Below are 13537 nucleotides of genomic sequence, written 5' to 3' on the forward strand. Positions count from 1 at the left end.
GAGTGCGGGTTTCCTGTCTGTCGAGGACTATCCGTTGAGGGCGCGCAGGTGGTCGCGCAGCCCGATGCCGTACGACGTGGGGGTTCCGTCGTAGTTGGAGATGAGCGACGGGCCGGAGGAGCAGTCCCAGGTGTTCCAGGTCCAGCCCAGATACGAGAGGTTCCGGTCGTCGAACCACTTCATGACCTGGTCGACGAACCCGTGCGAGCAGGTGTTCTCGCCGATCTCCCCCGCCACCAGCGGCACCTGCGCGGCGACCGGGGCGAGCGTGGAGTTCCAGCAGCTCTCGTTCGCGCAGGTGTTGAAGTTGTAGACGTGGTAGGCGGCGACGAGATTGCCCGTGGGATCGGTGGGCTTGTACGTCAGCCACTGGCTCAGGTCGTTGGAGTACGCGAGGCCTCCGGCCAGGATCGGGTTACTGGCACCGGTGGCGCGGATCGCGTCGACCAGGTCCTGCATACCGGCGACCTCGTAGCCGATGCCGGGGCAGGTGCCGCCGTCGCGCCAGCACTGCCACGCCTGGGTGGCCGTGGACGTGGCGCGGTCCGGGTAGGGCTCGTTGAACAGGTCGAACAGCACGGCCGGGTCGTTCTTGAACGTACTGGCCACCGAGGACCAGAACGACGGCGTGTACTGCATGTTCGGCATCGGCTTCTGGCAGCCGGCGTGCACGTCGGAGCAGCCGGCCGAGTTGCCGGTGTACTGGCCCCAGGACCAGTGGAGTTCGAGCATCGGCGTCATGCCGTGCGCCTCGACGCGGGCCACCAGGTCCTTGACCGCGTTGACGTAGTTGGTGCCGCCGTACTCGGGTTTGATGTTGGAAAGGCCGAGCCAGCACTCCTCGTTGAGCGGGATGCGGACGGTGTTGGCCTTCCAGTCGGCGATCGCCTTGATCGCGGCGTCGTCGACCGGGCCGTCCCAGATGCCGTAGCCCTGGACGCACATGAACTCTCCGCCGGAACGGTTCACGCCGAGCAGCCTGCGGGTGGCGCCCGCGGCGTCCACGAGCTTGTTCCCGGAGACGTGCAGGGCGGGCGGTGTGCCACCGGGGTCCGGCGGGTCGGTCGGGGTCGGCTCGGTGTCGACGTTGCAGGTCGTGCCGTTCAGTTGGAACGTCGTCGGTACGGCGTTGGTCCCCGACCTGGAGGCGAGGAACCCGGCGCTGACGCTCGCGCCGGTGCCCAGCGAGCCGTTCCAGCTCTCGTTGGCCGCGGTCACGGTCGTACCGGACTGGGACCACTTGGCGCTCCAGCCCTGGGTGACCTTCTGACCGTCCGCGAAGTCGAAGGTGAGGCTCCAACCGCTCACGGCGGCAGCGTTGTTGGTGATTTTCACGGCGCCCTGGAAGCCGGTGTCCCACTGACTGGTGACGGAGTACTCCACCGTGCAGACGGACGTGGCTCCCTGCGCCGTGACGACCGGCAGGGTCGCGCCCGCGACGAGGGCGACCGAACCGGCGACGGCTAAAAGTACTGAACGCGGGGGGTGTCGCATGAGCGACTCCTTGCAGCTCAGCGCGTCGTGACGGACGCGTCGACTGATGGAATCGCTCCCACTGGTGTCAATGAAGCTAGCGCCAAGTGGTGGCAAAGAACAGGGGAGGTGCCGACTTTCCCTCGGCACCTCCCGTCGAATCTTTTCGACTCTTCAAGCATCTTGACCCCTTGATTTCCCGTCCCCACTATGGGAGCGCTCCCACTGGTTCAAGCCTTGACTTCTCCGAGCCGCAAGGAGGAACCAGCAGTGCATCCCCCACGCAGACGCAGAGCCGCACGGCGAATGTGGACCGCCGCGGTCGCGGCGCTCACGCTTCCCCTCGCGCTGCTGAGCACGGGATCGACTCCCGCTCAGGCGGCGGCACTTCAGTGCAGCGTCGACTACAGGACGAACGACTGGGGCTCCGGCTTCACCGCGGACCTGACGATCACCAACCGCGGCACCGACACCATCAGCGGCTGGACGCTGACGTACGGCTACACGGGCAACCAGAAGCTGACCAACGGCTGGAACGGCGTCTGGTCCCAGTCCGGTCAGTCGGTCACCGTGCAGAACGCCACGTACAACGGCACGATCGCCGCCGGGGCGGCGGTGAGCACGGGCGCGCAGTTCACCTACAGCGGCACGAACGCCGCCCCCGCCTCCTTCGCGATCAACGGCACCACCTGCACGGGCGCGCACCAGCCGCCCATCACCGTCCTGACCAGCCCCGCCGCAGGCGCCGTCTACACCCAGGGCGACGCGGTCCCGCTCGCGGCCACCGCCGCGGCCGCCGACGACGCGACCGTCACCAAGGTCGAGTTCTACGACGACACCACGCTGCTGGGCACGGACACGAGCGCGCCCTACTCGCTCTCGGCCTCCGGCTTGACCGTGGGCAGTCATTCCCTGCTCGCGAAGGCCTACGACAGCCTGGGCGCCTCCGCGGAGTCCACGCCGGTCGGCATCACGGTCGCCTCCGGTCCCGCCGTGGTCGCCTCGCCGACCCAGCTGCCCGTGCAGCAGGGCAGGACGGGCACCTACGACGTGAAGCTGTCGACGCAGCCGTCCGCCGACGTGACCGTCACGACCGCCCGCACGAGCGGCAACACGGGCCTCACCGTGACCGGCGGAGCCTCGCTCGTCTTCACCCCGTCGAACTGGAACACCGCGCAGAAGGTGACCATCACGGCCGCCGCCACCGGCACCGGCTCGGCCACCTTCGAATCGACGGCCACCGGCCACGCGAAGGCCACGGTCACCGCCACCCAGATCGCCGGGACGAAGGCGTACGACGCCCGCTTCCTGGAGCTCTACGGCAAGATCACCAACCCGGCGAACGGCTACTTCTCACCCGAGGGCATCCCCTACCACTCGGTCGAGACGCTGATCGTCGAGGCCCCGGACCACGGCCACGAGACCACGTCGGAGGCCTACAGCTACCTTCTCTGGCTGCAGGCGATGTACGGCAAGGTCACCGGTGACTGGTCCAGGTTCAACGGCGCCTGGGATCTCATGGAGAAGTACATGATCCCGACCCACGCCGACCAGCCGACCAACTCCTTCTACAACGCGTCGAAGCCCGCGACCTACGCGCCCGAACTCGACACCCCGGGCGAGTACCCGGCCCGGCTCGACACCGGCGTCTCGGTCGGCTCGGACCCGATCGCGGCCGAACTGAGGAGCGCGTACGGCACGGACGACGTGTACGGCATGCACTGGCTGCAGGACGTCGACAACGTCTACGGCTACGGCAACGAGCCCGGCAAGTGCGAGGCCGGACCGACGGCCACCGGACCGTCGTACATCAACACCTTCCAGCGCGGCGCGCAGGAGTCGGTGTGGGAGACGGTGCCGCAGCCGACCTGCGACGCCTTCAAGTACGGCGGCACGAACGGGTATCTGGACCTCTTCACCGGTGACTCGTCGTACGCCGAGCAGTGGAAGTACACCAACGCCCCCGACGCCGACGCGCGGGCCGTGCAGGCCGCGTACTGGGCGGACGTGTGGGCGAAGCAGCAGGGCAAGGGCGGTGACGTGTCCGGTGTCGTCGCCAAGGCGGCGAAGATGGGCGACTACCTGCGCTACTCGATGTACGACAAGTACTTCAAGAAGATCGGCAACTGCGTCGGCGCCTCCGCCTGTCCGGCGGGCACCGGCAAGGACGCCTCGCACTACCTGCTGTCCTGGTACTACGCGTGGGGCGGCGCCACGGACTCGAGCGCCGGATGGGCCTGGCGCATCGGCTCCAGCCACACCCACGGCGGCTACCAGAACCCGCTGGCGGCCTACGCGCTCAGCTCCTATGCCGATCTGAGGCCCAAGTCGGCGACGGGACAGGCGGACTGGGCCAAGTCGCTGCAGCGGCAGCTGGAGTTCTACCGCTGGCTGCAGTCGGACGAGGGAGCCATCGCGGGCGGTGCGACGAACAGCTGGGCCGGCCGGTACGCGACTCCCCCGGCGGGTACGTCGACCTTCTACGGCATGTACTACGACTGGCAGCCCGTCTACCACGACCCGCCGTCCAACCAGTGGTTCGGCTTCCAGGCGTGGTCGATGGAGCGGGTCGCCGAGTACTACCAGCAGACGGGGAACGCCACCGCGAAGGCGGTCCTCGACAAGTGGGTGGACTGGGCGCTGTCCAAGACCACGATCAACCCGGACGGCACCTATCTGATCCCCTCCACGCTGCAGTGGTCGGGCCAGCCCGACACCTGGAACGCGTCAAGTCCCGGAGCCAACGCGGGACTTCACGTCACGGTCGCCGACTACACCAACGACGTCGGTGTGACCGCCGCCTACGCCAAGACCCTGACGTACTACGCCGACCGCTCCGGTGACACCGAGGCGGCGACGAAGGCGAAGGCGCTGCTCGACGGCATGTGGGCCAACCACCAGGACAGCCTGGGCATCGCCGTCCCGGAGACCCGCGCCGACTACAACCGCTTCGACGACGGCGTGTACGTCCCGAGCGGCTGGAGCGGCACGATGCCGAACGGCGACACGATCAACTCCTCCTCGACCTTCACCTCGCTGCGGTCCTTCTACAAGAACGACCCGGCCTGGTCGAAGATCGAGAGCTATCTGGCGGGCGGGGCCGCGCCCGTGTTCACGTACCACCGGTTCTGGGCCGAGGCGGACATCGCCCTGGCCATGGGCTCGTACGCGGAGCTCCTCGAATAAGTCCCCGCTAAGGCTCCGCGTACAGGGCCGGGCGGTCCCCACCCGCACAGGGGACCGCCCGGTCGTTTCGCACTCCCCCTCCACATGGCTCCACGAACGGCCGGGGTGTCATCTACGGCGACACGTCGGACACGGGCGGCGGAGACGGAGGCGGCGGTGGCGGCACCGACCCCACTCCCACCCCGACGGGCGCCTGCACGGTGACCTACAAGATCACCAACCAGTGGACGGGCGGCTACCAGGCGGACGTCCTGCTCGCCAACACGGGCACGAGCGCCTGGTCGGGCTGGTCCCTCAACTGGACCTTCCCGAACGGCCAGACGGTCTCCCAACTCTGGAACGCCGAGTACACGCAGTCGGGTTCGACGGTGACGGCGAAGAACGTGAGCTGGAACGCGAATGTGACGGCCGGCTCGTCCGTGAGCTTCGGCTTCACGGGCAGTTGGTCGGGGTCGAACACGAAACCGACGTCGTTCAGGCTGGGTGAGCAGAGCTGCGCCGTGAACTGATCATCCGGGGTGCCCCGACCCCGAACGACGTGAGCCCCCGGCCTCTTGAACTGAAGCTCTCGGGTCGGGGGCTGTGCCGTCACTTGATGTCTTCGCTGCTGCCCGCGTCTTCGGGGGTGGGCTCGGTTCGTCGTTGCCGTCGTGCCGCCCACCGGCGGGCTGATCGGCACGTCCTTGTAGCCGGTGCGGAACTGGATCGCGTGGACCCAGTCGCCCTGCTCCACGCCGTTCACGATCGCGCGGACCGTGTAGTCGGCCTGGGCCGGGGCGCCGAGTTGACCTTCGTACCGGCGCGGTAGACGTTGGAGGACACGCCCTCGGGGTCGGTGCCGAGCCGGCGCCGGCCGACCAGGTTGCCGCTGTCGGTGTGGACGCTGACCATGCCCCGGTCGAGCGCCTCCACCTGCCGGGCGGTGGCCGCCTCGGCACTGCCGGTGACGACTCCGGTCAGTCCGGCGCCGATCAGGGCCGCCGCGGCGGTCGCCGCGGCGAGGACGACGGTACGGCGTCTGCGGTGCTTGTGCGGGTCCTGCACGAGACGTACCTCCTGGGAGGACGGCCGGGTTCCGTTCCCTCAGTCGCCGCCGCCCGCAGGACGCTGCGCCGGCCACTGGGGGCTGTGCCCCCAGACACTCTTCGGCCTGAACGGCCTCGTCCTCAAACGCCGGACGGGCCACAGACAGCCGACCTGCGCCGAGAGGACCGCCCACCCCCGCGAAGGCAACAACGTACGGGCGAATTTCAGCCGTCCTTCCGGAACGCCCGTAGCTTGAACTCGGGGTCCGGGCGGGGCCGGTCCTGGTCGGGGAGGGCCTGCAGGCGTGCGGCGAACCGGTCGGCGAGGGGCTCGCCCGGCGGCAGGGTGACGAACCAGCCGCGCCGCAGGTCCGCGACCGTGCGGCGCGGGCTGCGGCCCTGGCCCCGGCCGGCGAAACGCGCCCGGCCCCACGGCCCGAGGCCGTGTTCGACGGCGTACGACTCCACCCGCGCGGCCTCGTCGCGGGCCGCATGGCGCGGCCTTGAGGCGAGCACGGCGTCGATGTCGCTGCCGACGTTGTGCGAGGCGGCCTTGTCGACCGTCGTGACGTACACGCCGCCGGGCCGCAGCACACGGGCGCACTCGGCGACGATGGTGCGCGCCTCGTCGTGGGTCTCCGCGAGGTGCAGCAGCCACACGCTGCTCACGGCGTCGAACTCGCCGTCCCGGAACGGCAGCCGGCGGCTGTCGGCGCGCACCACGGCACCGGGGAGCCGGGCGGCGGCCTGCCGGGCCATCGCCTCGGCCAGGTCGACGCCGGTCACACGCATGCCGTCCCGGCCGGCTGCGATCCGCCGGGTCACGATGCCCGTGCCGCAGGCGACGTCGAGCAGACTGCGCGCCTGGTGCGGTACCAGGCTCAGGACGCCCTCCGCGGCGGCGGCCGCCCTGGGCTCGCCGCCGCGCAGACCGTCGTACCGCTCGGCTTCCTTGTCGTAGTCCAGCACTGGTGGTCCTCGCTCGCAGCCCGGTGCGCGTCAGCGCGCCCCGTGCCCCGGCGCCAGTTCCTCCACCCTGTGCGCGAGTTGGAAGTCGAGTTCGGTGACGGCTCCGCCCACGCTGTGCGTGTTCACGGAGAGCTGGACGGTGTTGTAGCCGAGCGTGAGGTCCGAGTGGTGGTCGAGCTCGTCCTGGACCTGGGCGATGTGGATGACCAGCGCGGTCGCCGCGAAGTGGGAGGCCAGCCGGTAGGAGCGGGTCAGGCGGTCCCCGTCGAGCGACCAGCCCGGCAGCTCGGCCAGCCGGTCCTCGATCTCCTTCTGCGACAGCGGTTCGACGGCCATGGCCCGGCTCCCTTCCTGGATGTCGCGTACCTGTCCAGCGTGCCACAGGACACCTGCCGCGGCCCTGGTCAGAAGGGCCCCGGCCTCAGTCATGAAGGCATTCGGCCGCCAGATCGTCGGCGAGCGCGGCGATCCGGGCGCGCCCCTCCACCCGCTCCACCCATGTGTGCGGCAGCCCGACGTCGCCGTGCAGTGCGCCGAGGATGTTGCCGCAGATGGAACCGGTGGAGTCGCTGTCACCCGAATGATTGACGGCCAGCAGGAGGGCGTCCTCGACGCGGTGCGTGGCCAGCGCCGCGTAGACCCCGATCGCGAGCGCCTCCTCGGCGACCCAGCCCGCGCCGAGCTTCTCCACCTTCTCGGGGGCCGGCCCGCCCTCGGCCGCCAGGTCGAGGGCTCGGTTCAGGGCGGCCGAGGTCTCGTCGTGCCCGCGGTGCCGACCGAGCAGGCGCAGGGTGCGCAGGACGGCGCCCTCCACGGAGTCCCCTGCGATCACGTACGACACGATGGCGGCGAGCGCGCCGGCCGCGTAGTAGCCGGTGGGGTGGCCGTGCGTCGTCTGGGCGCAGCGGGCGGCGAGGTCGAAGGCGCGGCCGGCGGGTGCCTTGGCCACCAGGCCGAAGGGTGCCGAGCGCATGACCGCCCCGCAGCCCTTGGAGTCGGCGTTGACCGGGCCGGGCGCGCCCAGTTCGGCCCAGGGGTCGGGCACGTGGTCCTGGGCGAGCCCGGACAGGCAGGCGTTCCCGGGGGCCCGGCGGGCGTACAGCCAGGGTTCGGCGAGCAGGCCGTGGTTCGGCCCCTCGTCCGGTCCCGGCCTGGTCTGGGTCTCGAGCCAGCGCCCGTACGCCCTCCGCACCAGGGTGGTCTCCGCGCCGCCGATGCCCTTGCTCCGGGCCCGCCCGACCGCCTGGCGCAGGCCCTCCACCGTGAACAACGTCATCTGGGTGTCGTCGCTGATGCGGCCGACGGCCCCCTCGCCGTCCGGCACCAGCCGGGTCACGCCCCTCTCGCCGTACGTCGCGCGGATGCGGTCGAGGGAGGAGAACTCGACGGGGTAGCCGAGGGCGTCGCCCAGCGCTCCGCCGAGGAGACAGCCCCGTACTCGGGCGCGGTACACCGCCGCGGCCTCCAGGGACGGTTTGCGCCACTCGTTCATACCCGCGCTCCTCGACTACGGTCGTCCGTATGACCATTGTCGCGACCGGCAACGCAGCCCGAGCCGCCACCCCCGCGGACAAGCGCATCGGCCCGCTGCTGCGGGCCTGGCGGGAGCGGCGGCGGGTCAGTCAGCTGGAGTTGGCGTTGCGGGCCGGATCCTCCGCACGGCACGTCAGCTTCATCGAGACGGGCCGGTCCCGGCCGAGCGAGGAGATGGTGCTGCGGCTGGCCGAGCATCTGGACGTTCCCGTCCGGGAGCGCAACGCCCTGCTCCTCGCGGCCGGTTATGCCCCGCACTACCCGGAGACCCCGCTGGACGACCCGGCGCTGGAGGCGCTGCGTGAGGGCATGGAGCGGCTGATCCAGGGCTACGAGCCCTACCCTGCGCTCGTCGTCGACGCGACCTATCAGGTGGTGGCGGCGAACCGGGGCATCACGATGCTGCTGGACGGAATCCCCGAGTTCCTCCTGAAGCCGCCGCTGAACGCGATGCGGCTGACGCTGCACCCCGAGGGCCTCGCGCCCCGTATCCGCAACCTCCGTGAGTGGCGCGGGCATCTGCTCACCCAAATGGAGCGGCAGATCGCCCTGCACCGCTTCGAGCCGCTGCGGGCGCTGTACGAGGAGGTGTCTGCCTACCCGGTGCCCAAGGACGCGGCCGACGACGAACCGGCGCAGCCCGTCGCGTACTTCGCTCTGCCGATGCGGATCGAGCACGAGGGCCGGACGCTGTCGTTCATCTCGTCGATCTCGACGTTCAACACGCCCATGGACGTGACGGTCGCCGAGCTGGCCATCGAGACGCTGCTCCCGGCCGACCCGGCGACGGTCAAGTACCTTCACTCACTGATGACCTGACAGGTCTTCAGGCTCATGTGCTGCAGCGCGGCGAACCCGGCGACGGTGACCGCCTGCAGCACCGTCCACACCGCGCCCGCCGCCGACGGCGACAGCCACAGGACCAGGGCGACGCAACTCAGCACCGCCCAGGCGAGGTTGGCCTCGACCACGGCCCTGACCGGCAGCGTGGCCGGACGGGTCCGGGAGGCGAGCAGGCCCACGCCCGCCGCGTACACCGCGAGGAAGGCGCCGAGTCCGATCAGCAGCCCCGAGTCGATCCCGAGGAAGCGGCCCAGCGGACCGGAGGCGGCGAGGTAGGCGATGGCATTCGCCCCGGTCACCACCGCGTCCAGGGCGAGAAAGCGGCGCAGCGCGAGGTGCGGCCGGGCCGTCCGGGCCAGGGCCTGCTGGGTCACGGACATGACGAATCACCCTCCGTCGGGGTCGGGTCGCTGGTGGGGCCGGTTTCCGGGCCGGAGTGCGCCGGCCCGGAAACCGGTGTCACCACCCTCCCTCGCCAGGGCCTGACGGTCGATTACGCATGAGGTAATGGCCGAAGCAAGCCCCGGGAGTGTCGAGTACCTCGTCCCGTCGCCGTGAGAGCTTCGCCGGAACATGACACACTGGCCGAGATCCTTCGGCGCGTAGGGGAGACGTGGCGTGAGTGAGCGGCGACCGGCGCCCACGGTGGGGCAGGTGGTGCTCGGCAAGCGGCTTCAGGAGCTGCGGGAGGCGGCCGGCCTCAAGCGTGAGGAGGCCGCCAAGGTGCTGCGGGTGGCCCCCGCGACCGTACGGCGGATGGAGATGGCCGAGGTCGCGCTGAAGATCCCGTACGTGCAGGTGCTCCTCGAGACGTACGCCGTGCCGGAGGACGAGGCGAACACGTTCGTCGCGCTGGCCGAGGAGGCGAACCAGCCGGGCTGGTGGCAGCGCTTCCACGACGTGCTGCCGGAGTGGTTCAGCCTGTTCGTCAGCCTCGAGGGCGCCGCCCGGATGATCCGCTCCTACGAGCCGCACTTCGTGCCCGGGCTGCTGCAGACCGAGGACTACGCGCGTGCCGTCCTGGAGGCCGGGACGATCGGGCAGACCACTCCGGAGGCGATCGAGCGGCATGTGTCGCTGCGGATCGCCCGGCAGCGGCTCCTCGAGGGCCCGAACCCGCCCCACCTGTGGGTGATCATGGACGAGACGGTGCTGCGGCGCCCGGTCAGCATCCGCTCCGAGGTCATGCGCGGGCAACTGGACAAGCTTCTGGAGTACGCCGAGCGCGACCGCGTCACCCTGCAGATCGCCGAGTTCGCGGCCGGCCCGCACCCGGGGACGGCCGCACCCTTCTCACTCTTCCGTTTCGCCGAGCCCGAACTGCCCGACATGGTCGTCACCGAGTACCTCACCGGTGCCCTGTACCTGGACCACCGCAGGGAGGTCTCGGCGCACCTCGAGGTCCTGGACCACATGACGACGCACGCCGCGTCGGCACAACGTACGCGGAAGATCCTCCAGGACTGCCGGGAGGACATCTGATGCACCGCTCATCATCCAAGGCCCGAGGAGAACACGCCGCATGACCGGATCCAACGCCGAGCCGCTCCGCATCGACACCAGCCGGCCGCATCCGGCCCGGGTGTACGACTGGTGGCTGGGCGGCAAGGACAACTACCCGGTGGACGAGGAGCTGGCCCGGAAGATCCTCGCCGTGGACGGCTCCGTGCTGCGCGGGGCCCAGGCCAACCGCCGGTTCATGCACCGGGCCGTCCGCACGGCGGCCGAGGCCGGGATACGCCAGTTCCTGGACATCGGCACGGGCATTCCCACCGAGCCCAATCTGCACCAGGTGGCGCAGGGCGTCGCCTCGGAGGCGAAGGTCGTGTACGCGGACAACGACCCGATCGTCCTCAGGCACGCGGAGGCGCTGCTGCGGGGCTCCGCCGAGGGCAGCACCGACTATGCGCACGCCGACGTCCGCGACATCGACGGCCTGCTGGCGCGGGCCGGCGAGTCCCTGGACTTCGGCGAGCCGGTGGCGCTGTCGCTGGTCGCGCTGACCCACTACCTGGGGGACGAGGTCCACGAACTGCTGAAGCGGTACGTGGAGACACTCGCCCCGGGCAGCTACCTGATCCTGTCCCAGGTCACCCCGGACCTGAGCCCGCAGGCCATCGAGAAGGCGGCCGAGAACTTCCGCCGCAGCGGAACCCCCTTCTTCCCCCGCTCGCTCGCCGAGTTCTCCCGCTTCTTCGACGGCCTTGAGCTGCTCGGCCCCGGCGTGATCCCGGTGTCGGGCTGGCGCCCGGAGCCGGAGGACGTGGCGGCCCAGGCGGAGGGCATCGTGCCCGTGTACGCGGGGGTGGCCCGCAAGCCCTGACGCCCCGGCGGGCAGGCCGCCACGGCGAGCACCGGGGCGGGGGAAGGCGGGCGGTACGGAAACCCGCCGCCCCCTCTCCGATACCTGTCCGGTGGGGATTCTGCGGGAGCCGCGGGTTCTGGCACGCCTCCCCCGCTCTCGTCCTCGCCCGAGCCGGGGGCACGCCGCGTTGCATCGACACCCTCCGCCTCGCGGCTGCCCCCACCTGCGGTGGTGGGGCCCCGCCGCTTTCCTCCGGCCTGCCCCGCCGGCCAGGCCCTACGCCGCCCCGCCCTTCTGCTCCTTGTCCTCGTCGACGATCTCCGCGTCCACGACCCCCTCCTCTTCATGGGAAGCGTCCTGGGAGGAGCCCTGGGACGCGGTGTGTTCCTCTCCCGTGGGTGTCTGCTGGGCCTGGGCGTACATCGCCTGGCCCATCTTCTGGCTGACCGTGGCGAGCTTCTCGACACCGGCGCGCAGGGCGTTGGTGTCGGCGTTCTGCTCCAGCAGGGTCTTGAGCTCGGCGACCGCCGACTCCACCTCGGACTTGGTGTCGGCCGGCACCCGCTCCTCGTTGTCGCGGATGAACTTCTCGGTCTGGTAGACGAGTTGCTCGGCCTGGTTGCGGGTCTCGGCGGCCTCCCGGCGTTGGCGGTCCTCCTCGGCGTACTGCTCGGCCTCCCGCATCATGCGGTCGATGTCGTCCTTCGGGAGGGCCGAGCCGCCGGTGACGGTCATCTTCTGTTCGCGGCCGGTCGCCAGGTCCTTCGCGGAGACGTGCATGATCCCGTTGGCGTCGATGTCGAACGCGACCTCGATCTGCGGGACGCCGCGCGGGGCGGGCGGCAGGCCGGTGAGGTCGAAGACGCCCAGCTTCTTGTTGTACGCGGCGATCTCGCGTTCCCCCTGGTAGACCTGGATGCCGACCGAGGGCTGGTTGTCCGTGGCCGTCGTGAAGATCTCCGAACGCCGGGTCGGGATCGTGGTGTTGCGTTCGATGAGCTTCGTCATGATGCCGCCCTTGGTCTCGATGCCGAGGGACAGCGGCGTGACGTCGAGGAGCAGGACGTCCTTGACGTCGCCGCGGATGACACCCGCCTGGAGGGTGGCGCCGACCGCCACGACCTCGTCCGGGTTGACGCCCTTGTGGGGGTCCTTGCCGGTGAGTTCCCGGACCAGTTCGGTGACCGCGGGCATCCGCGTCGACCCTCCGACGAGGATGACGTGGTCGATCGCGGACAGCTTCACGTTCGCGTCCTTGATCGCCTGGTGGAAGGGCGTCTTGCAGCGGTCCAGCAAGTCGGCCGTCAGCTCCTGGAACTGGGCGCGCGTCATCTTCTCGTCGAGGTGGAGGGGGCCTTCGGCGGAGGCCGTGATGTAGGGGAGGTTGATGGTCGTCTCGGAGGAGCTGGAGAGCTCGATCTTCGCCTTCTCGGCGCCCTCGCGCAGCCGTTGCAGCGCCATCTTGTCTTTGCCGAGGTCGACGCCGTACTGCCCCTTGAACTTCTTCACGAGGTACTCGACGACCCGCTGGTCCCAGTCGTCGCCGCCGAGGTGTGTGTCGCCGTTGGTGGCCTTGACCTCGATGACCCCGTCGCCGATCTCGAGCAGCGACACGTCGAAGGTGCCGCCGCCGAGGTCGAAGACGAGGACGGTCTGCTCCTCGCCGCGGTCCAGGCCGTAGGCGAGGGCGGCGGCGGTCGGCTCGTTGATGATCCGCAGGACCTTCAGGCCGGCGATCTCCCCGGCCTCCTTGGTCGCCTGCCGCTGGGCGTCGTCGAAGTATGCGGGCACGGTGATCACGGCGTCCGTGACGTCCTCGCCGAGGTAGGACTCGGCGTCCCGCTTCAGCTTCTGCAGGACACGGGCCGACAGCTCCTGCGCGCGGTAGCGGGTGCCGTCCACGTCGCCGTGGTCCGGGAAGCGCCAGGTCGCGTCGCCCATGTGCCGCTTCACGGAGCGCGCGGTGCGGTCGACGTTCGTCACCGCCTGCCGCTTGGCGACCTCACCGACCAGCACCTCGTTGTTCTTGGCGAAGGCCACGACCGACGGTGTGGTCCTGGCCCCCTCCGCGTTGGCGATGACCGTGGGCTCACCGCCCTCCAGCACGGCCACCACCGAGTTCGTGGTTCCGAGATCGATCCCGACCGGTCGTCCCATCGCAGTCCCCTTCCGCCAGGAGCCTCCCGCACTCCAGCACAAAACT

Annotated in this window: 10 protein-coding genes and 2 pseudogenes; 5 read left to right on the forward strand and 7 right to left on the reverse strand. The window is 70.2% G+C overall.

Annotated features, from left to right (window positions below):
• Window positions 1-27: 27 nt before the first annotated feature.
• Entirely contained in the window at window positions 28-1494 is a 1467-nt protein-coding gene (locus tag ABZO29_RS10235) for a cellulase family glycosylhydrolase (RefSeq protein WP_367319825.1), read from the reverse strand.
• A gap of 249 nt (window positions 1495-1743) precedes the next feature.
• On the opposite strand from ABZO29_RS10235, the gene ABZO29_RS10240 reads away from it, so the two are divergent.
• The gene (locus ABZO29_RS10240) at window positions 1744-4659 is read left to right on the forward strand and encodes a glycoside hydrolase family 48 protein (protein ID WP_367319826.1); all 2916 of its coding nucleotides are present in this window, start codon (window positions 1744-1746) and stop codon (window positions 4657-4659) included.
• Between the two features lie 83 nt (window positions 4660-4742).
• Window positions 4743-5168 (forward strand): annotated as a pseudogene (locus ABZO29_RS10245) (cellulose binding domain-containing protein); the annotation flags it as partial.
• A 137-nt stretch (window positions 5169-5305) separates the two neighbouring features.
• On the opposite strand, the pseudogene ABZO29_RS10250 reads toward ABZO29_RS10245, so the two are convergent.
• The 4 genes and pseudogenes from ABZO29_RS10250 to ABZO29_RS10265 all read right to left on the reverse strand — a co-directional run.
• Window positions 5306-5703: pseudogene (locus ABZO29_RS10250) on the reverse strand (rhamnogalacturonan lyase); the annotation flags it as partial.
• Between the two features lie 206 nt (window positions 5704-5909).
• Window positions 5910-6653, reverse strand: coding sequence for a class I SAM-dependent methyltransferase (locus ABZO29_RS10255; RefSeq protein ID WP_367319827.1), 744 nt, complete (start codon window positions 6651-6653; stop codon window positions 5910-5912).
• A gap of 30 nt (window positions 6654-6683) precedes the next feature.
• Window positions 6684-6989 carry a 4a-hydroxytetrahydrobiopterin dehydratase gene (locus ABZO29_RS10260; RefSeq protein ID WP_367319828.1) on the reverse strand — a complete coding sequence of 102 codons (306 nt, stop codon included), beginning with the start codon at window positions 6987-6989 and terminating at the stop codon, window positions 6684-6686.
• An 85-nt stretch (window positions 6990-7074) separates the two neighbouring features.
• Window positions 7075-8145 carry an ADP-ribosylglycohydrolase family protein gene (locus tag ABZO29_RS10265; RefSeq protein ID WP_367319829.1) on the reverse strand — a complete coding sequence of 357 codons (1071 nt, stop codon included), beginning with the start codon at window positions 8143-8145 and terminating at the stop codon, window positions 7075-7077.
• A 29-nt stretch (window positions 8146-8174) separates the two neighbouring features.
• Between ABZO29_RS10265 and ABZO29_RS10270 the strand changes: the two genes are divergently transcribed.
• A complete protein-coding gene (locus ABZO29_RS10270; RefSeq protein ID WP_367319830.1) occupies window positions 8175-9005 on the forward strand; it encodes a helix-turn-helix domain-containing protein in 831 nt (276 codons plus the stop codon).
• Here ABZO29_RS10270 and ABZO29_RS10275 read toward each other — a convergent pair.
• The gene (locus ABZO29_RS10275; protein WP_367319831.1) at window positions 8987-9409 is read right to left on the reverse strand and encodes a hypothetical protein; all 423 of its coding nucleotides are present in this window, start codon (window positions 9407-9409) and stop codon (window positions 8987-8989) included. The genes ABZO29_RS10270 and ABZO29_RS10275 overlap by 19 nt on opposite strands.
• Window positions 9410-9647: 238 nt before the next feature.
• Between ABZO29_RS10275 and ABZO29_RS10280 the strand changes: the two genes are divergently transcribed.
• Window positions 9648-10511 (forward strand): helix-turn-helix transcriptional regulator, encoded by an 864-nt coding sequence (locus ABZO29_RS10280; protein WP_367319832.1) that lies wholly within the window; start codon window positions 9648-9650, stop codon window positions 10509-10511.
• Window positions 10512-10551: 40 nt separating this feature from the next.
• Entirely contained in the window at window positions 10552-11352 is an 801-nt protein-coding gene (locus tag ABZO29_RS10285; protein WP_367319833.1) for an SAM-dependent methyltransferase, read from the forward strand.
• Window positions 11353-11610: 258 nt separating this feature from the next.
• On the opposite strand, the gene dnaK is transcribed toward ABZO29_RS10285, so the two are convergent.
• The gene (gene dnaK, locus ABZO29_RS10290; RefSeq protein WP_367319834.1) at window positions 11611-13491 is read right to left on the reverse strand and encodes a molecular chaperone DnaK; all 1881 of its coding nucleotides are present in this window, start codon (window positions 13489-13491) and stop codon (window positions 11611-11613) included.
• Window positions 13492-13537 lie beyond the last annotated feature (46 nt).

Origin of the sequence: Streptomyces sp. HUAS ZL42, assembly GCF_040782645.1 — a bacterium.
In the GTDB taxonomy this organism is placed as follows: domain Bacteria; phylum Actinomycetota; class Actinomycetes; order Streptomycetales; family Streptomycetaceae; genus Streptomyces.

Bases quoted from the DNA above. Each gene is read 5' to 3' on its own strand.
- ABZO29_RS10235 (WP_367319825.1), bottom strand. From the start codon at position 1,494: ATGCGACACCCCCCGCGTTCAGTACTTTTAGCCGTCGCCGGTTCGGTC.
- ABZO29_RS10275 (WP_367319831.1), bottom strand. From the start codon at position 9,409: ATGTCCGTGACCCAGCAGGCCCTGGCCCGGACGGCCCGGCCGCACCTC.
- ABZO29_RS10260 (WP_367319828.1), bottom strand. From the start codon at position 6,989: ATGGCCGTCGAACCGCTGTCGCAGAAGGAGATCGAGGACCGGCTGGCC.
- ABZO29_RS10270 (WP_367319830.1), top strand. From the start codon at position 8,175: ATGACCATTGTCGCGACCGGCAACGCAGCCCGAGCCGCCACCCCCGCG.
- dnaK (WP_367319834.1), bottom strand. From the start codon at position 13,491: ATGGGACGACCGGTCGGGATCGATCTCGGAACCACGAACTCGGTGGTG.
- ABZO29_RS10285 (WP_367319833.1), top strand. From the start codon at position 10,552: ATGACCGGATCCAACGCCGAGCCGCTCCGCATCGACACCAGCCGGCCG.
- ABZO29_RS10265 (WP_367319829.1), bottom strand. From the start codon at position 8,145: ATGAACGAGTGGCGCAAACCGTCCCTGGAGGCCGCGGCGGTGTACCGC.